At 46.1% G+C, this 21,983-nt stretch carries 25 protein-coding genes; 23 read left to right on the forward strand and 2 right to left on the reverse strand.

The window, feature by feature from the left end; all coding sequences use genetic code 11:
• Nucleotides 1-56: 56 nt before the first annotated feature.
• The 12 genes from DXA13_RS00820 (at nucleotide 57) to DXA13_RS00875 (ending at nucleotide 10,464) form a co-directional block, all read left to right on the forward strand.
• Entirely contained in the window at nucleotides 57-848 is a 792-nt protein-coding gene (locus tag DXA13_RS00820; protein WP_118241262.1) for a type II secretion system F family protein, read from the forward strand.
• A 14-nt stretch (nucleotides 849-862) separates the two neighbouring features.
• Entirely contained in the window at nucleotides 863-1,747 is an 885-nt protein-coding gene (locus DXA13_RS00825; RefSeq protein ID WP_118241263.1) for a type II secretion system F family protein, read from the forward strand.
• Between the two features lie 56 nt (nucleotides 1,748-1,803).
• Entirely contained in the window at nucleotides 1,804-2,070 is a 267-nt protein-coding gene (locus tag DXA13_RS00830; protein ID WP_118241264.1) for a Flp1 family type IVb pilin, read from the forward strand.
• Between the two features lie 167 nt (nucleotides 2,071-2,237).
• Complete coding sequence (locus DXA13_RS00835) at nucleotides 2,238-3,575, forward strand: WG repeat-containing protein (RefSeq protein WP_147347974.1); 1,338 nt, start codon at nucleotides 2,238-2,240, stop codon at nucleotides 3,573-3,575.
• A gap of 146 nt (nucleotides 3,576-3,721) precedes the next feature.
• Nucleotides 3,722-4,309 (forward strand): A24 family peptidase, encoded by a 588-nt coding sequence (locus DXA13_RS00840; RefSeq protein ID WP_181995479.1) that lies wholly within the window; start codon nucleotides 3,722-3,724, stop codon nucleotides 4,307-4,309.
• Between the two features lie 14 nt (nucleotides 4,310-4,323).
• Entirely contained in the window at nucleotides 4,324-4,986 is a 663-nt protein-coding gene (locus tag DXA13_RS00845) for a hypothetical protein (protein ID WP_118241267.1), read from the forward strand.
• A 28-nt stretch (nucleotides 4,987-5,014) separates the two neighbouring features.
• Complete coding sequence (locus DXA13_RS00850; protein WP_118241268.1) at nucleotides 5,015-6,184, forward strand: hypothetical protein; 1,170 nt, start codon at nucleotides 5,015-5,017, stop codon at nucleotides 6,182-6,184.
• Nucleotides 6,103-7,236 (forward strand): hypothetical protein, encoded by a 1,134-nt coding sequence (locus DXA13_RS00855; protein WP_147347975.1) that lies wholly within the window; start codon nucleotides 6,103-6,105, stop codon nucleotides 7,234-7,236. The genes DXA13_RS00850 and DXA13_RS00855 overlap by 82 nt, the downstream gene beginning before the upstream one ends.
• On the forward strand, nucleotides 7,218-7,853 hold the full coding sequence (locus DXA13_RS00860) for a hypothetical protein (RefSeq protein WP_118241270.1): 636 nt from the start codon (nucleotides 7,218-7,220) through the stop codon (nucleotides 7,851-7,853). The genes DXA13_RS00855 and DXA13_RS00860 overlap by 19 nt, the downstream gene beginning before the upstream one ends.
• A 24-nt stretch (nucleotides 7,854-7,877) precedes the next feature.
• Nucleotides 7,878-8,444, forward strand: a complete 567-nt coding sequence (locus DXA13_RS00865) for a TadE/TadG family type IV pilus assembly protein (protein WP_181995480.1) — start codon at nucleotides 7,878-7,880, stop codon at nucleotides 8,442-8,444.
• Complete coding sequence (locus tag DXA13_RS00870) at nucleotides 8,441-9,679, forward strand: CpaF family protein (protein WP_118241272.1); 1,239 nt, start codon at nucleotides 8,441-8,443, stop codon at nucleotides 9,677-9,679. The genes DXA13_RS00865 and DXA13_RS00870 overlap by 4 nt, the downstream gene beginning before the upstream one ends.
• A 2-nt stretch (nucleotides 9,680-9,681) precedes the next feature.
• Nucleotides 9,682-10,464 carry a protein phosphatase 2C domain-containing protein gene (locus tag DXA13_RS00875; protein WP_118241273.1) on the forward strand — a complete coding sequence of 261 codons (783 nt, stop codon included), beginning with the start codon at nucleotides 9,682-9,684 and terminating at the stop codon, nucleotides 10,462-10,464.
• Nucleotides 10,465-10,662: 198 nt separating this feature from the next.
• On the opposite strand, the gene ychF is transcribed toward DXA13_RS00875, so the two are convergent.
• Nucleotides 10,663-11,760, reverse strand: coding sequence for a redox-regulated ATPase YchF (ychF, locus tag DXA13_RS00880; RefSeq protein ID WP_118241274.1), 1,098 nt, complete (start codon nucleotides 11,758-11,760; stop codon nucleotides 10,663-10,665).
• 66 nt (nucleotides 11,761-11,826) lie between these two features.
• On the opposite strand from ychF, the gene DXA13_RS00885 reads away from it, so the two are divergent.
• From DXA13_RS00885 to DXA13_RS00920, 8 genes are all read left to right on the forward strand, one after another.
• Nucleotides 11,827-12,015 (forward strand): hypothetical protein, encoded by a 189-nt coding sequence (locus tag DXA13_RS00885; protein WP_118241275.1) that lies wholly within the window; start codon nucleotides 11,827-11,829, stop codon nucleotides 12,013-12,015.
• 193 nt (nucleotides 12,016-12,208) lie between these two features.
• A complete protein-coding gene (lgt, locus tag DXA13_RS00890; RefSeq protein ID WP_118241276.1) occupies nucleotides 12,209-13,090 on the forward strand; it encodes a prolipoprotein diacylglyceryl transferase in 882 nt (293 codons plus the stop codon).
• The gene (locus DXA13_RS00895) at nucleotides 13,087-13,242 is read left to right on the forward strand and encodes an aspartyl-phosphate phosphatase Spo0E family protein (protein WP_243008907.1); all 156 of its coding nucleotides are present in this window, start codon (nucleotides 13,087-13,089) and stop codon (nucleotides 13,240-13,242) included. Before lgt ends, DXA13_RS00895 begins: the two co-directional genes overlap by 4 nt.
• A gap of 212 nt (nucleotides 13,243-13,454) precedes the next feature.
• Nucleotides 13,455-14,573, forward strand: a complete 1,119-nt coding sequence (locus DXA13_RS00900) for a hypothetical protein (RefSeq protein ID WP_118241277.1) — start codon at nucleotides 13,455-13,457, stop codon at nucleotides 14,571-14,573.
• A 111-nt stretch (nucleotides 14,574-14,684) separates the two neighbouring features.
• On the forward strand, nucleotides 14,685-17,648 hold the full coding sequence (locus DXA13_RS00905; protein WP_118241278.1) for an NACHT domain-containing protein: 2,964 nt from the start codon (nucleotides 14,685-14,687) through the stop codon (nucleotides 17,646-17,648).
• Nucleotides 17,649-17,667: 19 nt separating this feature from the next.
• Nucleotides 17,668-18,567, forward strand: a complete 900-nt coding sequence (locus DXA13_RS00910; protein ID WP_118241279.1) for a hypothetical protein — start codon at nucleotides 17,668-17,670, stop codon at nucleotides 18,565-18,567.
• Nucleotides 18,552-19,334 carry a hypothetical protein gene (locus DXA13_RS00915; RefSeq protein WP_118241280.1) on the forward strand — a complete coding sequence of 261 codons (783 nt, stop codon included), beginning with the start codon at nucleotides 18,552-18,554 and terminating at the stop codon, nucleotides 19,332-19,334. Before DXA13_RS00910 ends, DXA13_RS00915 begins: the two co-directional genes overlap by 16 nt.
• Before the next feature lie 21 nt (nucleotides 19,335-19,355).
• Complete coding sequence (locus tag DXA13_RS00920) at nucleotides 19,356-20,126, forward strand: hypothetical protein (protein ID WP_118241281.1); 771 nt, start codon at nucleotides 19,356-19,358, stop codon at nucleotides 20,124-20,126.
• Between the two features lie 139 nt (nucleotides 20,127-20,265).
• On the opposite strand, the gene DXA13_RS00925 is transcribed toward DXA13_RS00920, so the two are convergent.
• Nucleotides 20,266-20,589 carry a helix-turn-helix transcriptional regulator gene (locus DXA13_RS00925; RefSeq protein ID WP_118241282.1) on the reverse strand — a complete coding sequence of 108 codons (324 nt, stop codon included), beginning with the start codon at nucleotides 20,587-20,589 and terminating at the stop codon, nucleotides 20,266-20,268.
• 350 nt (nucleotides 20,590-20,939) lie between these two features.
• Here DXA13_RS00925 and DXA13_RS00930 point away from each other — a divergent pair, with 350 nt between their 5' ends.
• Genes DXA13_RS00930 through DXA13_RS00940 form a run of 3 tightly spaced genes read left to right on the forward strand, consistent with a single transcriptional unit; the run spans nucleotide 20,940 to nucleotide 21,974 of the window.
• Nucleotides 20,940-21,365 (forward strand): hypothetical protein, encoded by a 426-nt coding sequence (locus DXA13_RS00930; protein WP_118241283.1) that lies wholly within the window; start codon nucleotides 20,940-20,942, stop codon nucleotides 21,363-21,365.
• 28 nt (nucleotides 21,366-21,393) lie between these two features.
• On the forward strand, nucleotides 21,394-21,576 hold the full coding sequence (locus tag DXA13_RS00935) for a hypothetical protein (protein ID WP_118241284.1): 183 nt from the start codon (nucleotides 21,394-21,396) through the stop codon (nucleotides 21,574-21,576).
• Between the two features lie 41 nt (nucleotides 21,577-21,617).
• Complete coding sequence (locus DXA13_RS00940) at nucleotides 21,618-21,974, forward strand: hypothetical protein (protein WP_118241285.1); 357 nt, start codon at nucleotides 21,618-21,620, stop codon at nucleotides 21,972-21,974.
• The last annotated feature ends 9 nt before the right edge of the window (nucleotides 21,975-21,983 follow it).

Consider the following 21,983-nt stretch of genomic DNA (forward strand, 5'->3'; position numbering starts at 1 on the left):
GTACAGCGAATGAGAAAGAAAGGAAAGGTTTAGCTGAAGTCAGGATGAAAGTCAGAATGAAGAAGAAAAAGAGTATTTATGTGGAGATTCCCGGGCTGGCAGGCAGCGTGACCGATTATCACGTCTATCACATGACCAGAAAAGAAAAGCGGACAGGCGCCCTGGCAGGCGGGATTCTGGGATTTCTGGTAATCTATATTTTCTTTGCTCAGCCGGTTGTCAGCCTGATCTGTGCCGTGCTGACGTCCCGCATGGGAATCCGCGTATACGGCGGACGGCTGAAAGAAAAGCGCGACCGCATGCTGGCGATCGAGTTTCGCGATATGCTGGAAGCGGTCAGCACTTCCCTGGGAGCCGGAAAAAATATAGTGGATTCCTTTTCAGAAGCGTATGGCGATATGGACGGCCAGTATGGAAAAGATTCCTATATCTGCAGGGAACTGGAAGCGATCATGATTGGCATTAACAATAATATCAGAATCGAAGACCTGCTGATGAATTTCGGCCAGCGGAGCGGGAATGAGGACATCCAGAGCTTTGCAGACGTATTTACAGCAGCCAACAGGGCAGGCGGAGACATCAGGGAGATCATATTCGAAACGAAGAATGTGATCAGCGATAAGATGGCCATTGAGCTGGAGATTCAGACCCTTGTCAGCGGAAAGAAAAGTGAACTGAACATCATGATCGTCCTTCCATTCATCGTAGTGTCCCAGCTTCGCGGCATGAACAATACGGGCGGGGATCTGGGCAGCATTCTGATCGATACGGGCGTTAAAATTCTGGTTCTCATCCTGTTTGCAGGAGCTTACATTATGGGACAGAAGATGATTAAAATCAGGATATAGCAAAGGAGAGCAGTATGGATTTTGGTGCGATGGCAGTTCCCGCCGTATTTGCGGCGCTGGGAACAGGATTTGGCATTCTGTGGCTGAAGCTTTATTTCCATTATAAAGGACAGTTTCAGGAGTATATCGCCTACATAAAGACACAGGAAAAAAACACATGGCTCTTTCCGGAACTTTTTTTCATCGGCTTTGGCTTTATGGACATGTGCCGATGGAACCTGGATACGCAGTTCTGCAGAAAGAGGAGCCTCTTATTTGCAGAACTGAAAGGGGCTGATAATGCCCGTTCCTATTGTTATATGAATTTCGGCGCAGAGTTTACGTATGCTCTCACATTTATGCCTTTTGGATTTCTGATATCCGCCATAGCAAGAGATGGAGCGATCGCGCTTCTGACTCTGCTTCTTACGGGAGCGCTTGTCTTTTACCTGGAGTACGACCTGTCGGACAAGGTGGAAAAGAGGCGGGAGGAAATCATTACTGATTTTCCCCATATTCTTTCGAAGATTGCCCTTCTCGTCAACGCGGGAGTGCCCCTTTGGGAGACACTCGGCAAAGTCACGGAAGGCGGAAATGGAATTCTGTATCAGGAACTGAAGGCAACGCTTCTGGAGATCAGAAACGGAACGCCTGAATACGAAGCGATGAGAAATCTGGCCGACAGGTGCGGGATCGCGGAAATCAGGAAATTTTCAACGATCATTATTCAGAATATAAAAAAGGGGAGCTCGGAAATGGCTTCCAGTCTGATAGAGCTTTCAGGAGCCGTATGGCAGGAGAGGACGAGCCACGTCAGACAGCTGGGAGAAAAGGCTTCTGCGAAGCTCCTGCTGCCGATCATTATTATATTCGGAGGAATCATGATCCTTGTACTGGTTCCGATTCTTTCAAAAATGTAAGTAAAGTCCCAGGCGGGAATTTACCATATATATTAAATTTAAGGAGGAAATGAAATATGCTGCTTACATATGAGGTTGCATTGAAAAACGGCCTGATTAAGGCAAGAGAAAAGGTAGTGGATACGGTAAAGGATTTCTTTACGGATGAAAACGGGGACACCAATATGATTTCCATCATTCTGGTGCTGGTAATCGTGATTGCCCTGGCTGCACTCTTCAGAAAGAATATTGCTGCTATGGTATCAGCAATGTGGGAAAGCATTTCTGAGAAGTTCAGCGGAGCAAGCGGAACGGATGCCGAAATTAATACGAATTTCAGCTAAAAATCAGATACACAGGATTCGTTTTAAGCAATACTTTGCATGAAAACGGCAGTAAAGTGATATGGTATCCGGTTTCCGGATGCTGTATCACATTTTTGAAGGCGGTGACCTGTGCGCAGAGCGTGCAGATTATCGTTAAAACAGTGTATACAAAAGGAGAAGACGGAATGAAGCGTTTGATTCCGGCAGGGCTGATCCTGCTGATTATAGCCGCATGGGTGTGTACGGTCCAGGCCGGACACAGCGGACCAAAACAGATGAAACAGCATTTGCAGGCAGCTGAGAAATACGAGGAAAAAGAGCTTTATCTGAACGCTATAAAAGAGTATATGGCGGCCAGAGAGTTTATGAAAGACGATTATGAGATCAAGATGAAGGTGATCGGTCTCTACGAAAAGCTGGGGGAAGAAAATACCTGTATTAAGCTCTGCCGTCAGGTCATTGACGGAACTCCGGATCGGCCGGAGGCTTATGAGAAATTATTAAAATACTACAGCAGCCAGGAAAGTAACAGGAAGCTGATTCCTTTTATTTATACAGCAAAAGAGCGGTTCCCTGAAAACGCTGTTTTTCAGGATAAATTTCACGAGTTGGAAAAGATATACCGGATTTCAGAAAAAGGATTCGACGCGCTTTTTGAATTTGAAAATGGAATGGCAGTGGCGGAGCGGTTTGCCGAAATAACAGAAGATGGAAAAGACATAACGGAAGAAATCGTAATAAATGAAAGCGGCTTTAAAGCGATGGATATCGGTTATTCAAAGATAGAATTTACAGATAAACAGGATGAATTTCTTGTAAGAGATGAATCCGGCAGCTGGAAGATCGTAAATCAGAAGGGATACAGCCTGGCAAATAATAAAGATGTGAGTTTTGATACGGTTGGACGGATATCTCAGGGATACGGCGCTGCTGTTACAGGAGGAACATACCATCTGGTCAACAGTGGGATGAAGGTATCAAACAATACATGGGATGATATCGGCGCATTCCATGACGGCTTTACGGCTTCGAAAAAAGGCGGGAAATGGGCGCTTTTCAGCCTGGATGGCCTGAAGGAAATTACGGATTACACCTTTGATGACGTTAAGGAAAATAATTTTGGATATTCCTATATGAACGAATGTTTTGCAGTAAAAAAAGACGGTAAATACTGGTTTGCGGATAAAAAAGGCAATCTTCTGTCGGAAGAAGGCTTTGAAGATGTGAAGGCATTTGAAAGCAGGCAGCCGACGGCAGCTATGGCCGGCGGAAAATGGGGATTTGCCGTATCTGACGGCCGCTGGTATCTGGAGCCTCAGTATGAAGATGCAAGGCCTTTCTGCAATGGATATGCGCCAGTAAAAAAAGACGGCTTATGGGGCTACATCAATAAAGATAATGAACTCATTGTAGAACCGCAGTTTCAGGAGGCCGGAAACGTAACGGAGAGAGGAATTGCTCCGGTCAAAGGAGAAAACGGCTGGGATATCCTCAGACTGGACATCCTGTACTACAAAAAATAGTTACGCGATGTGAAAGCGATGTCGGAAAAGCGCGGAACTATATGCTGCGGCTTGACTGTCAGGTCAAACCGCGGAGAATAAAATTTGGAGGAGATTATAATGGAGGCAGTTTATGCTCTGGCTGGAATTGCCGCGGCGCGGCAGGCATGTGGTATTGGAAAAAAGAAGCGGTCTGTGAATTCCGGCCGCTTAAGGGAAAAGAAGCAGCTCTCGGAGGCTCAGCCATCCTTTTATCAGTCTTCTTATCAGTGATTCTGGAGATCAGAGAGTGGGATCTGCTTCTGAATATCAAGATACTGGTTATCTACACTGCATTACTGGCAGCCTCTGTTGTAGACTGGAAAAAAAGGATCATATCCAACCGCCTGGTCGCAGCAGCACTGATCATTCGTCTCATCATTCTTATCATGGAGTTTTTTCTACGGAAAGAGACATTTCTGCAGAGCACCGCGGCGTCCTTTTGGGGTCTGCTGTTCGGCTTTGGCTTTTTATTTCTTGTGAGTATTCTGTCAAAGAGATCCATTGGTTTCGGAGATGTGAAGCTTTTTGCTGCGATTGGAATTTATATGGGATTTTGGGGAACGTTTAATGTGCTGTTTTATTCTCTCCTATATTGCGCAGTCGTATCAATTGTACTTCTCGCGGCTAAAAAGGCGGACAGGAAGACGAGAATTCCATTCGCTCCATTTATTTTTGCAGGCTATGTGACGGCAGTGCTTTTGCAGGCTTTTTGACAGGAGGCAGGCATATGAGAAGAGGAGAACGGGGAGAGATCATGATTGAAGGAACCTTTGTAGCCTTCATTGCAACCATGATGATATTTCTTTTTATGAGTATATGTATGGCGGTGTATCATCAGGTTAATCTGTCTGTGGCGGCCAATGAAGCGGCGGCTGACGTGGCGATGACATACGGAACCAGCTATAAAGACCCTTTTGAAAACTATACCCAGCTGGATTACTTTACAAAGCATGAACTTTACCGCCACTCTATTTTTAAAGCGAGTCATGACGGAGCTGTTGAGGACAAGGGAAAATGGTACGCCTGCTACCGCCTGAAAGAAGGCGAATATGTTCCTGCCGGTTCCGGTTATGAACTGGTGGATGCCAAGCTGAAAAAGAACAGCTTTGGAAAGACGCAGGTACAGGTGACGATAGAGCGGACTTATCCCCATCTGACGGAATTTCCCTTTGTCATGTTCGGTCTGGATAAAGAGTATTCCATTAAGGCAACAGGAGTGGCAGAGTGCTACGATATGATCGAATATATCAATGGCATCACGTTCTGTGATGAGATCGCGTATGAGGCGGAAAAAAGTACGACGTTGGGAAAGTTCATCAAAGAAGGCATGACCGTATGGAGCAAGGCGGTCGAACCGCTCATAAAAATGTTTACGGATGCAACGAAGTAGAAAATAAGGCGCAGCGGAGGCAGCAGTTATGATTCAATGGTTTACAAGAAAAAAGAACGGAGCTATTTCCATAATGCTGGCAATCATTCTGATTCCCATGCTCGCTTTTGGTTCCGTGCTGATGGAAGCAGCCAGAATTCACAGTGCCAGAGCTATACTGAGCGAAATCGCTGATAACGGCCTGTATTCTATGCTGGCATTTTATGATCCTGATCTTTTAAGCAGGTTCGGCCTTCTGGCTATGGACCCTGATGTCAGCATCGATGAAATGGATAAATATATGATGGAGACGGCCAATGAATATCTCCAGGACCCGAAAAATATAGAAAAACTGCTGAGTATTCAGGAGTCGGGAATAGAGGCGGAAAAGCTGTTCGCATTAAATGACAGAGACGTCCTGGAACGCCAGATCATGGAATACACAAAGTACAGAGGCCCTGTTGATCTCGCAGCTTCCGCACTGGATCTGGATAAGATTATTAAAGAGCTGGAGACAACAATACAAAATGCGCTCCCGATACTCAATCAGATGCAGGCCGCAGCAAGGGCGATTGAAAGCACAGTGAATACCATATACAGCGTTGTGGATTACAGCGAAAAGGCCGGGAAGTTTAAGGGCCTGATCGATACATACAACACTGCTTATGAAGAGTATTATTCCGGCCTGGATGGACTGATTACGTTTATGCAGGAGAATGACCCGGAAGATTCCAAGCCGGAGCCTCCTGAAAAGCCGGATCACATGACGGATGATGAAAAAGAGGCATACAAGGAGGAAGTAGAGGCTTATAAAGAAGCAAAGAAAGAATACGAAGAGTCGGTAAAAGAATATAAGAAGGAATTAAAAGAGTATAAAGAAACGTTTGGGGATGCAAAAACAAGTTATATGCAGGCGATTAAAGGATTAAAAGGCGGTATGGGAGCTTATAAAACAGCGCACGAAGCTGTTAAGACCGCTTTGAGCTCATACAAAAATATCCTGCCGGATTATAAACAGCAGATGGATCAGTATTCCATAAATAAAACAACCATGACAGATGATGAAAAGAGGAAGTTTAATAAAATCTCAGGGGCTATCCAGGATACTCACAGAAAATACGAGGCGCCTGGGACTACTTGTCACAGCATTTCGCAGCGGAAAATACGGATCTTTACACAGGCTATGAGAATGACCTGGATGATGAGTACAGTCGTGTAAACAAAACTACTGTTGATTCCATTACGAAAGAAAGCAGTGCGGACAGCCTTGCGGCGGCTTATCATATTGATCCGATTAAGATGCTCTGCCCTATGGACATCATCTCCCAGGTTATCAATATGATAGAATCATTCTTTTCGGAGCTTGTGGAATCATTCGCAATTCTGATTAAGATTCTGAAAATTGTCGCCTTTTTTGCAGGCGGACCGAGTACTTTCGATATGCAGTATATTGTCAATATAGAGAGCGGAGCGGCAGGCCAGCTGCCAAGCCGAACTGGCATGTTCGGAAGTGAAAGTCCTCACATGGAGGGGGATTTGAATACGGTCCGGGATGAACTGGACAAGACCAGGGAAGTGGCGGATCAAATCGGATATGACTTAAATGAGATGCCTGTTTCAGAAAATTATGACAATGGGAACAGTCAGCTGGAACGGGAAATGAATAATATTTCCTACCGTCTGCAGCGCCTGCTGGAATCCTGTAACAAATTGATGAATCCGAGTATTTTTGATCTGCTGTCTATGGGATTAACCCAGCTCGCCACGATTATCAGTATAATTGTTGATGTCGTTTCCATGCTGGGTTCCCTGCTCGCCGTTGCGATCATGTTTCAGGGTGAACTCACAAAATATATTATGCGCGGCGTTCTTCTGAATACATATATCGTGGGAAAATTCAGCGACAGGACAAATGCTGGCAGCTTCGCAAAATACTCATCCTACCGGGCCCCGTCAGAAACGGTAACAGGGTTGGATGAAACGATGGGATGGTTAAACAGGGATGTTATAGAGTTTAAAACTTTTGGTTATGGAAAAGGATATCGCTTTTCGGGGCAGAAGCGGAATACGTACTCTGCGGCGACATGTCGGAAGTGCAGAACCAGACGGCGGCATTCCAGCAGATTCTGTTTATCAGGCTTCTCAGCAATTGTGTGCCCGTGGCGCTTGACGAGACCGCTCATGGTGTTATGGAGGCATCAGGACCGTTTTTCCCAATTGTATATCTCGTATGGCTGGCTGCAGAATGTCTGGTGGATATGCAGCTTCTGACGCTGATGAATGACGGAGTGCCATTAATTAAATCCAGCATCTATCTTTCAATGGACGGGATTGATAAGCTTTTGGAAAAGATTGGAAGCTATGATACTATGTCATCCAGAGATGACGCGGTTCGGAATGTGGTGCAGGAAATTTCTGATACCGCCAAAGCAGGAATGAATGATATGAAGGACCCTGCCGCATGGGGAAATGCCGGTTCCGGAAGTACTGGCGGATCAGGCGGCGGCAGCGGAGGCGGCTCCTCCGGAAAAGTGGATTTGTCGAAACCGGATGAAAGCGGGAAAGTCGATCTGAGCAAGGATAAATCAGCACTGGACAGCATATCGGAATTCCTGGGTGATTGGACATACAGTCAGTATATATGGCTGCTCCTCTGTTTCCGTCCGAACGAAATCAAGCTGGAGCGTACGGCCGACCTGATCCAGATGGAGATGTCGAAAAAGCGGCAGGTGAGCGGCGATATCGGCCCGTTCCTGATGAAAGACGCATATACGTATGTCAGGGTGGATGTCAGGGCGCAGACAGTGCCGTTGCTGCCGATTCCTACCGTTCCAGGCGCGAACGGCCATGGTCTGAATCTGGAAAAAGTGTATTATGGAGGATATTAGCATATTCGTACGGAGGATATTCGATTGAAAAATTTATTAAAAGACAGGTCCGGCATTCTGTCCATCGAAGCGGCGATCGCCCTTACATCCTTTATGTTCCTCATCATGTTCCTGGTTGACATGGGGCGGATTTATCAGGCGCAGAACTATGTAACTCACGGTCTGATCCAGACATCAAAATCACTCTCTGCTGTATCTTTCGAACTGGAGCGCGATACGAATATGAGCAAACTGCTGACGGCAGTCGAGTGGTGGGCCGATAAGATTTTTGGCGAGAATGCATTGGACAGTATCCAACTGGCAGCAGCATGGGAAGACGGCGATATGGAAGAACTTGTGCAGATGATGTACGGAACATGCGCAGCCGGTTCCGATCAGAAGGCCGATGATGTGCTGAAACGGTACGGGCTGAAGGACGGCGTCGGTTCCATAAGCTTTCAGGGAACGTGTCTGGAGGATGGAGATAGAGATCTCCTGGTCAAAGCACAGTATACAGTAGAACTGCCGTTTAAGGTATTCGGGTATGAAGAGATCACGCTGAGGCAGAATGTCAGGTCGCGGCTGTGGAAAAAATGGAGAGATCAGTTATGACAGAGGAAAATATACAAAAATTACTTGATAAGCTGAGGGAGTATCTGCGCAGCCAGAGCTACTTCCAGACCCTGCAGGATGACGAGCTGTTCCAGGAGATAGAAAAGATCGTCAATCAATCGCTGGAGGACCAGTACGTATCCATCGAACAGAAGGTTTTTATCGTCCAGCAGCTCTACAGCGGACAGCGGGGGTTCGGCCTGCTGGATTCCATCATGAATGACGACGAGATAACGGAAATTATGATCAACGGGCCGGGGCATATTTTTATAGAGAAAAAAGGCGTGCAGCAGAAGTTGAATCAGAAGTTCGAAAGCGAAGATGAGCTGGAACGGGTAATCCGAAGAATTGTGGAGCAGGCGGGAAGAGAGGTAAACCAGAAGACGCCGATTGTGGACACCCGCCTTCCCGACGGTTCCCGTGTAAACGTCGTTCTTCCGCCTATTTCCCTGTGCGGGCCGGTGCTGACGATCCGTAAGTTCTCGAAAGAGCCGATGACCATGGAACGGCTGATCCGTTATGGTTCCCTGACTCCGGAAATTGCGGAAGTGCTTCAGACACTGGTAAAAGCCAGATATAATATTTTTATCAGTGGAGGAACAGGTTCCGGTAAGACGACATTCCTGAATGCCCTGTCCAATTTTATTCCAAAATCAGAGCGTGTCATTACAATTGAGGACTCTGCCGAGCTGCAGATTGTAGGAATCGATAACCTGGTTACGCTGGAGACGCGCAACGCCAATACGTCAGGAGAAGGACAGATCACCATCCGCGATCTGATTAAATCGGCGCTGCGAATGCGTCCTGACCGCATCGTAGTGGGCGAGGTCCGTGGAGGCGAGGCGCTCGATATGCTGCAGGCGATGAATACGGGACACGACGGTTCCCTGAGTACGGGACATGCTAATTCCACCGGGGATATGCTGAGCCGTCTTGAAACCATGGTGCTGCAGGGAGCGGCCGGTCTTCCGCTGGAAGCGATCCGCCAGCAGATTTCTTCTGCGGTCGATATCATTATTCATCTTTCCAGACTCCGAGACCATTCGAGAAAGACGATGGAGATAACGGAGGTGCTGGGCTACGAAAACGGCCGGATTCAGCTGAATCCGTTATATGAATTTGTGGAGGATGAAAAGTCTACAATCGACAAAGTATCCGGCAAGCTGAAAAGGACGAACAATAAGCTGCAGCACGACCAGAAGTTAAGGCAGGCAGGTTATAAGATGGAGATATAATTATGATTTATCATGTACTGAGCAAAACAGGTGGCCGTACGGTCAACGAGGACTATGCAGGAGTGACGGAAAATAAGAGCGGTTTCTGCGCCATTCTGGCTGATGGACTGGGCGGCCATGGAAGAGGGGAAGTAGCTTCTGAGCTGGTCGTTGACAACGGACTCTCCATGTGGAACAGTTTTTACGGAAGTACGGAAGAATTTCTGAACGGCTGTTTTCAGAACGGCCAGGCCAGGCTGCTTGCAAAACAGGAAGAGGAGCACGCGCAGGGAGAGATGAAAACGACCATGACAGCTCTTGTTTCCGATGGAAATAAGGTGCAGTGGGGCCATATCGGGGATTCTCGCCTGTACTGTTTTTATAAAGGCCATTTAACGGCAAGAACGCTGGATCACAGCGTTCCTCAGATGTTGGTAGCTTCAGGTGAAATTAAGGAAAAGGACATCCGGGGTCATGAGGACAGGAACCGCTTACTGCGGGTTATGGGCGCGCCCTGGGATAAGCCGAAATATGAGCTTTCCAAGCCGGTGGATTGGGATGACAGCCTGGTATTTCTGCTGTGTTCAGACGGTTTCTGGGAACTGATCGAAGAGAAGGAGATGACAGCCTGTTTAAAGAAAGCGGCGGGGCCTGAGGAGTGGCTGAAAGAGATGGAAGCCGTTGTTCTGAAGAATGGAAAAGGAAAGAATATGGATAACTATACGGCCATAGGGATATTTCTGGGAGAAGAGAAGGAGCACAGCGGTGGAAATGGGCTGTTTTCCAGGTTGTTTAAAAGAAGATAAAATTAATAAAGAGGGTGCTGCAAAAAGTCGAATTAGCTGTGCCACTGATATCAGATTCCGTTCCAGACGGCGGCCAAGTCACCACATCTGGAACGGATTCTGGTATCAGTGGCAATGCTTTATTTCCTTTTTGCAATCCCCTCTTTTTTAATATATTAATGTGTTATCTGGTAAACAACAATATCCTATCAAATTTCATTATACATTGAATCGGAACAGTACGACGTCTCCGTCTTTCACAACATATTCCTTGCCTTCCAGCCGTACAAGGCCTTTTTCCTTAGCGGCTGTGTAGCTGCCGCAGTCCAGAAGGTCCTGATAATTTACGACTTCTGCACGGATAAAGCCTCTTTCGAAGTCGCTGTGGATTTTGCCTGCAGCCTGAGGTGCTTTCGTTCCTTTTGTAATAGTCCAGGCTCTCGTTTCTTTTTCACCGGCAGTCAGATAGCTTAAAAGTCCCAGCAGGCTGTAGCTTGCAGCAATCAGTTTTTCCAGTCCTGATTCCTTTAAACCAAGATCTTCCAGGAACATTTTTTTCTCATCATCATCCAGTTCTGCGATTTCCTGTTCGATCTGAGCGCAGATAACGAACACTTCACATCCATTTTCAGCGGCGAATCCGCGCACCTTTTGCACGTACTCATTAGAGGCGCCGTCGTCAGCCAGGTCGTCTTCACAGACATTTGCCGCAAATATAACAGGCTTATAAGTGAGAAGATTTAAGGAAGCGACGAAAGGCAGCATTTCTTCGTCGTCCGGCACGTAGCTTTTAGCCAGCTTTCCATCTTCCAGATGTGCCTGAAGCTCTTTCAGAACAGCGACTTCCTTTGCAAGCGCCTTGTCGTTCATAGCAGCACGGGCCGTTTTGGAAATTCTTCTTTCCAGGATTTCCAGATCGGAAAAGATCAGTTCCAGATTGATGGTTTCGATATCGCGAAGCGGATCGACCGTTCCCTCCACATGGATTACGTTCTGATCTTCGAAACAACGGACTACGTGGACGATGGCATCGACCTCGCGGATATTGGAGAGGAACTGGTTTCCAAGGCCTTCTCCCTTGGATGCGCCTTTTACAAGACCTGCAATATCCACAAATTCAATAACTGCCGGGGTGATTTTTTCGGAGTTATAGAGATCGGAAAGAAGCTTCAGACGTTCATCCGGTACGGCAACGACGCCTACGTTAGGGTCGATGGTACAAAACGGGTAGTTGGCGGATTCTGCACCGGCCTTTGTCAGAGAGTTAAAAAGGGTACTTTTGCCTACGTTCGGCAGGCCGACGATACCTAATTTCATAATCAATTACCTTCCTTATATCGTATAATTTATTTCTGGCAGCTGTTCAGGACGGCGGGAGTACAGATGAAAATCAGTGATAAACCTGACTGCAAACAGGTTATTGCTCCTGCATTTCCAGTAGAGGAACAACTGCGTTATCCAAGCTTGACAGGCGGCTCTTATCCTACTATGTTTACCGTCCCGGGCATAAACCTTCGTCGGAATTTGGCGGCTGATTTTCCGCGTTTGCCGCAGAAAATCAGCCGCGGATAGAACGACCGCTTTGCGGTCATTGTATCATAAAAAGTAGGAAAAAGGAAGCGGATAAATTGAGAATATGGCGGTGCAAATAGATGGACGACGTTCTTTGTCGAAAATATGTATATGGTGTCGTCCGAAAATATTTGATTTTTGACATATTTAGGGGTAGAATAATGAAGAAAACCTCGAAAGGAGATTACATATTATGCAGCAGGGAGCGGACTTAAGTTTCGTGAATCTCGGTATTACCATCGAGCATATGCGAAACAGTATCTCCATTTTTGGATTCCGAATTGCTTATTACGGGATTATCATAGGAATCGGCATGCTGGCGGGTATCTGGATTGCCCAGTCAGATGCAAAAAGAAGAGGACAGGATCCGGAGATTTATCTGGATTTTGCACTTTATGGAATCATATTTTCTATTATAGGGGCAAGGCTATATTATGTATTGTTTTCGTGGGACGCCTATAAGGATAATCCAATAGAAATCCTGAATCTTAGAGGCGGCGGACTGGCGATATATGGGGGCGTAATTGGAGCGGTTCTAACGCTCCTGATATTCACAAAAGCAAAGAAACTGTCATTTTTCTCTATGGCCGACAGCGGTTGCATTGGGCTGATTACCGGTCAGATTATCGGGAGGTGGGGAAATTTCGTCAATTGTGAGGCTTTCGGAGGATATACGGAAAGTCTTTTTGCAATGAGAATTAAAAAAAGCATCGTCAATCCCAGCATGATTTCACAGGATCTTCTGAACCACTTAATCGTAGAAAACGGTGTGGAGTACATCCAGGTGCACCCAACGTTTCTCTATGAATCCGTGTGGAATCTGGGAGTCTTATTGTTTATGCTATGGTACAGGAAGCACAAGAAGTTCGATGGAGAGATGCTCTGCATTTATTTTATCGGATATGGCCTCGGAAGATGCTGGATTGAGGGGCTTCGTACAGACCAGCTGATTTTCTTTGGGACAGGCATACCCGTATCACAGGCGCTATCCATGCTTCTTGTACTGGCGGCATTCTGTTTTCTGATTTATAAGCGAAGGAAACTGAAAACCATTACAGAAGGAGAGGGCATATGATAAATTCAAAAGAGGAATTGAAGCGTGAAATTGAATGGGCCAGAAAAACTCTTGATGAAAGCATTGAAGACAATGCGCAGTATGAAGAAATTTATCAGAACAGTATCAGATTGGACTGCTTGATTGAGCAGTATTTTACAGCGGGGTATTAAAACAGTAAGATTACCAAAGATAAATCCAATGGATGGGAAAAGAATAAAAGGCGGGCTGCCGGCGATGAGCGGGCAGCCCGCCTTTTTTTACTTTCCAGGAAAGGCATTATTCTTGTTACGAACCGATACGCCTGCCCCCAAAACATGGAAAAAACAGGTTATTTATGGTATAATGGCCGCAGGAAAATACATATGAAAGGCAGGTACAGCCGATGCGTGTGGAATTGACTCAGATGTCTGAAAAAAATATAGATTATCTGATGGGAAGGGAAAAGACACCGCGTGAAATTGTGGAATTTCTGAAGGAAGAGGCCGTGATACGGAAGTTCAGCGATACCCTGCGCCGGATTTATCAGAAAGACGATCTGGTATGGCGATTGACGGATGGAATCTCCAGGTCTTCCGGCGAAGAGACAGGCAGCGTGGCGAGAAAAGTGCGCAACTGGCTGAGCGACAGAAACATTCCGCAAAACAGAGAAACGCTGTTTCAGATCTGCTTCTCTTTGGATATGGGGACTGAAGAGACGGAGAAGATTCTGAGAATGACATCGGAAAGCGGAATTCACTACAGAAATCCGAAAGAAGTGGTGTATGCCTATGCGTTGAAAAAGAAACTGTCTTATGAGGCGGCTCAAAATCTCCTGCAAAAGGTTACTGAAATAGAAGGTGAGAGCGAAAGCGGAAAAGAGGAAGATACCCGCTTTTATACGCAGCTCATTATGGATGAACTGAAGGATGTGGACAGTACGGAAGAGCTGGCGGAGTTCTTCCGGAGAAATAAGGGACGGATGGGAGAACTGCATAATACGGCGTATCGGAAATTCAGGGAGCTGATGCGGCGGCTGAAAAGCCCTGAAGGAGCAGAGCAGGAAAGCAGATACGGCATGAACAGGATTTCAGACCGGTATCTCCGCCTGAATGTTCCTCTGACGAAAGAGTCCGCAGATTTCACCATGCTTCAGAAAATAGTTAAAAAGTATTGGCCGAACAGCAGAAAACTGCAGAATATGTATACCAGGAAGGAAGATGTGAGCAGGAAGGCCCTGATTCTTCTATATACCAGCTTTGAATTTCTGCTGGACGAGGAGCAGGAAGAGGAAGACAGCTTTTTGGACGACGATTATCTGGACGACGATCCGGATACGAGGTTGGAATTGAGGTTTGAAAATATGAACAGAATCCTGGACGAATGCGGCATGAGCCGTTTGGACCCCTGCTGCCCCTTTGATTATCTTATTCTTTATTCCATGAAGACTCAGGAAGAGGAGTATATGGACGAAAAAATAAAAGCGGTGATTGCAGAGCTGTTTGACAGTGAACAGGGCGAGTGAGGAAAAAAGTTGCACACCGGCCGGAAATTGTACGTTATAATGTATAGACGATGACAACATACGTTATAGCGTTATAAAGGGATTGTTTCGGAAAGGACAGGTGACAGGAGGGTGAAAAGAAAGAGAGAACTCTTGGCTCCGGGCCATGTTCTCATGCTGGGCGGGGTGGCTTATGTCATTGAACAGGCGGAAGGTATGGGCAACAGTTCGATTGTATACAGGGCAGTATATGAAGATAGCCTGAATAAAGGCAGCTATCATCAGGTGCTGATTAAGGAACTTTTTCCCTATCATCCCCGGGGCCTCATATACAGAGGTGAAGACGGCGGCATTGTATGCGAGGGAGAGAGCATAGAACTGTTTGAAACCTACAGGCAGAGCTTTTACAGCGGAAATGAAGTGAATCTGGAACTTCTGGATGCAGAGCCGGATCACGTAGCCGGTAATATCAATTCCTATGAGGCAGGAGGAACGTACTATTCCGTTATGGCCCTGCATGGAGGAAAGACATTAGCAGAGCTGATGGAGGACGGCAGAAGTTTTGGGACGCTCCGGGCGGCGGCTGTCTGCATCAAACGACTTCTTGCGGCGGTTGGCTGTTTCCATAGAAACGGGTATCTTCATCTGGACATCAGCCCGGACAACATTCTGGTCATGCAGGAGAGGCTGATACTGATTGATTACAATAGCGTCTGGCCGGTGGAACGAAATGGAAAAGAGAAGCTTTGCTGGAGCTTTAAGGACGGATATACGGCTCCGGAAGTGGAAATGAGAGAGGAAAACAGGATCGGCATACCAGCCGACATATTTTCCGTCTGCGCCGTGTTTTTCCAGCTGGTGACAGGAAGAAGACTGGAGGACAGGGACCGAATGGGAAGTGGTTTGAAACGGGCATTTCCCAAATCTCTTTCCATCCTGCGGGAGGCACCTCCCTCAGCTTCATATAAAGCGGTCCGGATCATAGCAAAGGGGATATACGGCATTCCTGAGAAACGGTATCAGACCGCGGAGGAGATGATCCGGGATATCGACGAACTGATCGCCAGAATCGACGGGAAAGGGATTACTCACTGCGCATTGTGGGAAAGCAGCAGAAAGGCATACCTTGAGGCTTTTCATACCATATCAGTAAGAGAAGGGGAGCCGGAAAACGGGGAAGAAGTCTACCTGCCAAGAAGAGCCTGGGCAGAAAACGGAGAAATTTTCTCCTGCAAAGGAATGCCGCAGGCGCTTCTCGATGGGAAAAGCATGCTGTTAAAAGGCCAAGGAGGTATGGGAAAAACCAGCTTTCTGAAAAGGATGTGGGGAGAGGGGACGGCCGTCTACAGACCTGATTCTCCGGCCGTCTGTTTTATTCCTCTTTCCGGTTATCAGGAGACTACAGGAGAGCCATTTTTCATACGAAAATTTCTGCTGAAAAAGCTTTCCTTCGGCAGTAAGGAAACACACTTCGAAGATGCGATGCACAGCCTGGAAAAGGTTCTGGAAGAACCGTTAAAGGGAGGACCGTCAGTGATTTTGCTGCTGGACGGTCTGAATGAAACGGGAGGCAGGCGAAAATATCTTCTGTCGGAGATCGAGGCGCTGGAAGAAAAAAAGGGTGTATCAGTCCTTATAACAGACCGTACCGACAAGGTGAAAAGATATGGCCTCTCCCGCTTCCAGACAGCAGAGCTTCTGCACCTTAGCGAGGAGGAGACGGAGGAGTACCTGCTGCAGAGAGAAGTTCCAGTTCCGGAAGATTCCAGCCTGTTAAAGCTCCTGGGAAATCCCATGATGCTGTCTCTTTATGAAAAGACGGTATCCCTGCAGACGGATGGGAAAGAGGCAGAAAAGGAAGGACTGCAGCGGATTCAGACCATGGATGATATGTTGGGGGAATATTTGAAGGCTCTGAAAATGCAGGAATTGAGAACAAGTTCGGGAAATGAAGAGGAACAGCTGAGGATTTCCTATATTCTGGACCATCTTCTTCCTAAAATTGCAGGAGAGCTGATAAAGAGAAAAAAGACAGTTTTATCGGTAGAAGAACTGACGACGGCGCTGGAAAAGGATTACAGAAACCTGCGCTCAAAGTCATTTTCCATTGCATTTCCATGTTATCTTGGGAAATCTAGAAAAATGCTGGCGGATATCAGAGACCAGAGAGAATGGTTTGATTATGCTGTAGAAGAACAGCTGATCGAAAGAATGAATCTGATGCAGAAGACCGAATCAGGAAGCTATCATCTGATTCACGATAATTTTATGGAATATCTGAACCGGAATAACAGAGAAAACAGGAAGATTATGAACAGGTATTTACGAAAATCCTGGGTAATTCGGGGAACTGCGGCGGGAGCAGCAGTGCTGGCAATCAGTTTTGCAGCGGCGCATCATGTGTCGGAAATCCGGCCGTTTCCATATTCGGAAGAGGAGAAGGGGGCGGTCAAGGATGCGATGGATATGCTTTCGTGGAATATGGGAATTCTGGATATGCAGCTGTCTGGTCAGCTGGATATTCTTAACAAGGCTAGGGAAACGGATGTGATTGAGGGAGATGAACGAGCGTACGGACAGCTGAGTGAGCTGATCGAACGAAAATTAAATGGGACGGAGAGAATGAGCCGCGGATCAGGAGACGGGGAAAACTGGATTGAAAGGCTGTCTTCCTCGAGAAATACAGTACCTTTGGACACGCTGCGGGGTCTGTACGAAAAGCCGAAGGAGATGCAGGAATTCTTCCGACAGGCAGTGTCCCATCTGGAAGAAGGGATGAACCCCGACGGTATTTACAGCAGCATAGAGAAGAAAGAACCATTAATACAAGCATATGAGGACTATATCAGAAATTACGGAGCGGTGGCCTATCTGGAATATCTGCAGGTCACGAAACCTCTGGACAGGGAGGCAAAAGAAGATATTACGGCAGTTATGGTTCAGACACAGCTGTTCAGTTCTTATATGACGGACAGTTCCTATGGTGCTCTGTCAGAAGATGAACTTAAGAACCGGCTGAATGCAGCAAAAAATTCTCTGAAGAATGCGGAGGGCGAAATGCGGATGCAAAAATTTGATATGGCCGTATGGCCATAGATAAAGGGGAGGCATAGGGATGGAGTTTATGAAAAAACAGGATCAGGAGAAGGAAAACAAGAAGCAGGGCAGTTACAGGCAGGGGGATACGGATATAGCCCAACTTATGGGGAATTCTGCAATGCTGCGTCTGAACGGAGACGGAAGAGGCGTGATACAACGAGAAGTAGAGGCCGGCGTTTCCCTGTACAGAGTAGAAGAACGAGACCAGAAGGTTCCGATGGAGGCTTTGGGAGTAGATACCATAAAATTAACCGGCCGGTCCAAAACAGGATTGAAATCAGGTGTGGATGATGCTCAGGGCGCCCACACGATAGCTGATACATTTATAAAAAAATATCAGAAAGAGGTGGTGAAAGGCCGTCTACTTTATGAGGCGGTTGATTTTTACCGGTCGCTGTTTCTGGAATTAGAGACGGATTTAACTCTTCCGGTCCAAAATGAAGAGGATGCGAAACGTGTTGAAGAAGCGAATAAAAGGGTGGCACAGGCTAATGTAACTTTTCAGGAGATGGCAGGCGTTAATAATTTTAACCATGTAGAATGGAGAAAGCTATTTCAGGAGATTATTGTATCCTATAATGATGCCTATGCATACAGCCCTTTTGCAACAAGGGGATATGCCGGGAAGGGATCCGGTAAAGGTGAGGGAACGGGGAAGGCTCGTTCAAAAATTGCGAAAAGAACAGGAACCTTTGATTTGAGCGGAGCATCATATCTGTTGGATGTGGATTCTGTTGAGCGTACGGGTATGCAGCCTGCTGCATACAATACATACGCGGGAAGGCCCGCGCAGGAGTCTGCTGCAATGTCAGCAGCGATGGTAAATCCCCAAGCCTGGAGGCTCAGTATCAGGAAAACTTTAGTGAGTTTCCGAAAAAACAAAACAAAGCATTTACGAAAGTGCTGTCTTGGCTGATTCTAAGTCAGAACGGAGATGCCAGAGCTGAATATGGAGGAATTTTAAACACTAAGTTCAGAGACATAACAAAGTTCGATATGACGCAAAGTCCAAGTCCGTTTAAGGGAACGGAATATGAAACGGGGATTCAGGAAAAGTTTGATCTGATTCAGGCGAGAAAACTCGCAGGCATAGCAGATGAGAAAGTAATTAAAACTATAATCGGCGAGCTGAATGAGCAAAGAAAACAGATGATAGCTGAAATGGAGCAAGCTATTCTGCAAATTATCGATAAGTATAAGGATCAGTTGAGAAATATTAATATAGAACAGCTGGATCCGCTTACCAGACGTCTGCTTACCATGTACGGGTATATCAATATAGCTTTCAATACAAGAGATGCATCAATGAAACCGAATCCGTCAAGTCAAGTGCGGCTCCTTATAATGAACAGAATGTATATGGCATTTCAAAATAGTAGTGAGAGCCTGGGACAGCATTGTATTGAAATTTTTAATAAATCTGAAACTTTTGAGGATAAGTATTGGAGGGAACTGAACGATGAGAAAAATTCATTATACTCCTATTATATAGAAATTCCAGAAAAACAAACGGAATTCCTTCATTTGATGTTCAAGGAGTTTGATATAGCATTGGGAACGCTGAAAGTCTATAGTACAACAGATGTGCAAGAGCACAAGGCAGAGAAAATGGAGATTATACGCATACTGATGAACAATACTGAGCGAATTATACAGCAAATAAAAACAGATTTTGGATTTTAATGGGAAGACGGAGGTGTATATATGATAAAGTCAGGAAGAAAGAATTTTTGTTATTGTATTGCCGTGTTTTTTGCTATCTGCTTTGTCTGCGGCTGCCAGAAAACACAATCTGAGGACTATCAATTAATCGTGGACCACTTTAAGGAGATGGTTATTCAGCAGGATGAGGACAGTGCGGCATTCGACCAGGTATTGGAGACAACAGGTGTATATATAAAAGATTCCACAGAAGATCATCTGAAGGAGGCCCGTGAAGCGGTACAGAAGCAGATCGATGCGTTTTCAGAAGAGAGCGAATCCTATGAAGTTATGGAGATGGATGATGATTTTTTAAAGCTTCTCGACGAATATGGTATCGATGCCGCAGAATATAAGGTAGTGGCTGAAATGGGAAATGTCGAGCTGTCCAGCTATATTGACAGCCTGACGGTACTGAAATATTATCTGGATGCAGAAACAGAAGGAGATTTGCTGAGGGAGACATTGGAATTCATCTATGAGCAGGACGTTGCAATTCAAGAATATACCCGCAGATTTTATTTTTGCCAGATTAACTACTTCTTTGCAGAATGGGATGAGGAATTAACCGCTTATGTGAAGGATACGATCATGACTGACCTGAAGTCATTCTGGTTTGATGATATGAAATGGGAGACGGATAAAAAAACCATAGAAGACAAAGCCATGATCTATACGAACCAAATAGCAGAAGAGCTGGATAAACTGATGGACGATATCGGCAGACATCAGGAGGAGCTGTACCAGATGGAGAAAGAAGCCGTAATTGAATAAAATGGCGTTAAAACGCAGGGAGCTGAGAAAACAGCATTAGAGAAGCCCCCGATACCAGATTCCGTCCAAGGCGGCGGTCAAGCCGCGGAATCTGGTATCGGGGGCTTATTCTGTTTTTTTATGACGTCCGCTGTTATGACTACAATTTTTTTAAAAGCCCTTTCATAAAGGCGACAGCCAGTTTCCGGTCTTCCGGAGGCAGGGCGGTGTAGAGAGATATGCACTGAGCCTGCTCCTCGGTAAGTCCCGACTGGCTTCTGTCAGGCTCGAAAAAATCGGTAATGGATATGCCAAAACCGTGGCAAAGCTTCTGAAGCGTCGGCAGGGACGGCATATTTTCTTTGTTGATCATGGTATTGAGCGTAGAGTAAGCGATGCCGGACGCTTTGGCCAGCTGATAGTAAGACCAGTTCCGTTCTCTGCATAGCTCCTGAATCCGCTCTAATGGGTTAATCTCGTTCATGTAAGACCTCGCTGTTTGTAGTGTTTCAATAATATTCTGACCATTTCTACCTTTCATCATAAAGGAAATGACAAAATAGTATAGATATTAATAAACGCTATATATAAGACGAAAAAACGTCAAAGCGTCAAAAAGCAAACAGCCGGAGCTGCGGAAAAAACTTGCAGAGATTTTAATTTTGATAAGAGTACAATGAGGGTGTCTTAAAACGGAATAGAGGCAGCAGAAACTTCGTCCGAGCTATTTGAAAATTGGTCAAAACAACTGAAGAGCGTTGCAATAATAACGTAAAAACGTTATAATGACCAATAGAAAGGCGTAATTTAAAAACAATTTAAGGAGGTAGGATTATGGATATTTACAAGGATAAAACAGAAGAGCTTTGTAGAAAACAGACCAGAAAACTGGACGAAGAATACAAGGGGATCAGGCGGAAGGTGGAACATGATCCCAGAACCATCAGGCAGACGGAAAATGCGATGCTGTCGGACTTCTATTTTGATATGCTCCGGGATACAGAAATGGAAATCAAGGAAACCATGAAGGAGAACGGCATCGTTATGGTGACAGGCACATGGGGGGAAATCGGATTGAAGCTCAAAAAACCGAGTTTTATTCTGTGTGATATTGGGGCCGCAGAATTTACGGGGCCGGAAGACGGTATGGGAAAAGACTCAGGCATAGGAAAGAGCGCAGGAAGCGGTTATCTGCTGCCGTCGGCATCCGCCTGGCGGGAGGCCTGTTCATTGCAATTCCCAAGGCTTCGAATCTCGTAGCTGCGCGCTGATTCTGCTGGGAGGGGCCTTGTTTGCAAAACAGAAAATAGATGAGAAGAATATGTTTACGGAGAAAAGACAGAATTCAGCTCCAGCCGTATCGATCGATGAAGTGTTAAAAGAGCAGTACAGGGCGAACGGCAGATTAGTGGAAAAATGGTTTGATGATCTGTACAGATATATTATGGAAGCGGTAAAAAGCGGAACATAAATATGGAAATCAAACAGATATGAAAGGGCGGTGAGAATGATATGAAACGATGGCTGGAAAAAGCAGCGGAGAGCCTGGTTAATGGGCTGGAAGAAGGAAGCGCGGTTAAGGAAGGTATCGATGAAACCGTTCATGAAGCGGCAGAGACCGTGAAAGAGGAAACGGCGGACGCAGTTGGGAATCCGGCCGGGGATCCGGAAGGCCTGCTGGTCCGTCCGTATGAGGAAAGAATCACGCCGGTTATCCTGGAACCTGGCGCCAGGGACGTAACCTTTAAGGGCGGATTATCCGCCTGTAATTATAAATGTATCTCGAGCTATTGTTATCCTGTGGATATTGCAAGAGGGATCAACAGCAGAAATCCCCACGGGCCCAACAGTGCCATCGGTCATACATAGGAGGCGGCT

Origin of the sequence: Clostridium sp. AM58-1XD, assembly GCF_003464085.1 — a bacterium.
In the GTDB taxonomy this organism is placed as follows: Bacteria; Bacillota; Clostridia; order Lachnospirales; family Lachnospiraceae; genus Lachnoclostridium_A.

Excerpts from the sequence above, each read along its gene's own strand:
- DXA13_RS00820 (WP_118241262.1), top strand. The coding sequence starts at position 57 with ATGAAGAAGAAAAAGAGTATTTATGTGGAGATTCCCGGGCTGGCAGGC.
- DXA13_RS00825 (WP_118241263.1), top strand. The coding sequence starts at position 863 with ATGGATTTTGGTGCGATGGCAGTTCCCGCCGTATTTGCGGCGCTGGGA.
- DXA13_RS00830 (WP_118241264.1), top strand. The coding sequence starts at position 1,804 with ATGCTGCTTACATATGAGGTTGCATTGAAAAACGGCCTGATTAAGGCA.
- DXA13_RS00835 (WP_147347974.1), top strand. The coding sequence starts at position 2,238 with ATGAAGCGTTTGATTCCGGCAGGGCTGATCCTGCTGATTATAGCCGCA.
- DXA13_RS00840 (WP_181995479.1), top strand. The coding sequence starts at position 3,722 with ATGTGGTATTGGAAAAAAGAAGCGGTCTGTGAATTCCGGCCGCTTAAG.
- DXA13_RS00845 (WP_118241267.1), top strand. The coding sequence starts at position 4,324 with ATGAGAAGAGGAGAACGGGGAGAGATCATGATTGAAGGAACCTTTGTA.
- DXA13_RS00850 (WP_118241268.1), top strand. The coding sequence starts at position 5,015 with ATGATTCAATGGTTTACAAGAAAAAAGAACGGAGCTATTTCCATAATG.
- DXA13_RS00870 (WP_118241272.1), top strand. The coding sequence starts at position 8,441 with ATGACAGAGGAAAATATACAAAAATTACTTGATAAGCTGAGGGAGTAT.
- DXA13_RS00875 (WP_118241273.1), top strand. The coding sequence starts at position 9,682 with ATGATTTATCATGTACTGAGCAAAACAGGTGGCCGTACGGTCAACGAG.
- ychF (WP_118241274.1), bottom strand. The coding sequence starts at position 11,760 with ATGAAATTAGGTATCGTCGGCCTGCCGAACGTAGGCAAAAGTACCCTT.
- DXA13_RS00885 (WP_118241275.1), top strand. The coding sequence starts at position 11,827 with ATGAAAATCAGTGATAAACCTGACTGCAAACAGGTTATTGCTCCTGCA.
- lgt (WP_118241276.1), top strand. The coding sequence starts at position 12,209 with ATGCAGCAGGGAGCGGACTTAAGTTTCGTGAATCTCGGTATTACCATC.
- DXA13_RS00895 (WP_243008907.1), top strand. The coding sequence starts at position 13,087 with ATGATAAATTCAAAAGAGGAATTGAAGCGTGAAATTGAATGGGCCAGA.
- DXA13_RS00900 (WP_118241277.1), top strand. The coding sequence starts at position 13,455 with ATGCGTGTGGAATTGACTCAGATGTCTGAAAAAAATATAGATTATCTG.
- DXA13_RS00910 (WP_118241279.1), top strand. The coding sequence starts at position 17,668 with ATGGAGTTTATGAAAAAACAGGATCAGGAGAAGGAAAACAAGAAGCAG.
- DXA13_RS00920 (WP_118241281.1), top strand. The coding sequence starts at position 19,356 with ATGATAAAGTCAGGAAGAAAGAATTTTTGTTATTGTATTGCCGTGTTT.
- DXA13_RS00925 (WP_118241282.1), bottom strand. The coding sequence starts at position 20,589 with ATGAACGAGATTAACCCATTAGAGCGGATTCAGGAGCTATGCAGAGAA.
- DXA13_RS00930 (WP_118241283.1), top strand. The coding sequence starts at position 20,940 with ATGGATATTTACAAGGATAAAACAGAAGAGCTTTGTAGAAAACAGACC.
- DXA13_RS00940 (WP_118241285.1), top strand. The coding sequence starts at position 21,618 with ATGAAACGATGGCTGGAAAAAGCAGCGGAGAGCCTGGTTAATGGGCTG.